Annotated in this window: 1 pseudogene; it reads left to right on the plus strand. The window is 46.0% G+C overall.

Annotation, left to right across the window (positions count from 1 at the left end):
- Positions 1 to 152: 152 nt before the first annotated feature.
- Positions 153 to 655 (plus strand): annotated as a pseudogene (locus CIK04_RS24695) (type 4a pilus biogenesis protein PilO); the annotation flags it as partial.

Genomic DNA, 655 nt, shown 5'->3' on the forward strand with positions numbered 1-655 from the left:
AATTTGGAACGTTCCTCCTTCCTGAAAGAAGTGGAAATGCATTCGATTGTTCATGACAAGAAGCGTTTGGTAAGAGCTTCCAGACGTTACCGTCTCTTTTGTGTTTGATGAACATGCCGATTCTGCCAATACGTTGGCCAAGGAGGGGAATCATGGCTAGTTGGCAAGATCTCGATATCGATGAAATCACAGATTGGCCGATTTTACCGCAGGCGGTGGTTGTCGTGTTGCTGATGTTGATCATTCAAGGTTTTGGCTATTGGTTCTATCTCAAGCCGGAAACGGAAGTGTGCAAAGGATGGTCACAGAAGAGCAAACGCTGAAAATCTCGGCTCGAATTAAGGCGACCAAAGTGGCGGCATTGCCGCAACTTCAATCGCAACTTGATGAACTGACTCAGCGCTATGAATTCTTACTTAAGCAACTGCCCGTGCAGAAAGAGTTGGCGACGATGCTAGCTTCGGTCAATGAACTCGGCATTCAAAGTAAGCTCACGTTTACACGTATTGATTGGGGGGAGAAGCAAACCAAGGATTTCCTTTACCGAACTGCCATTTCGAATATTGAGTTAACCGGGGATTATCACGATATTCGGGTGAATTTTCTGAAGCGATTGCTCGCCTGCCTCGCATTATCAGTTTTACCGATGTGACTT

The sequence above is a fragment of the Vibrio sp. 03_296 genome (genome assembly GCF_002265885.1).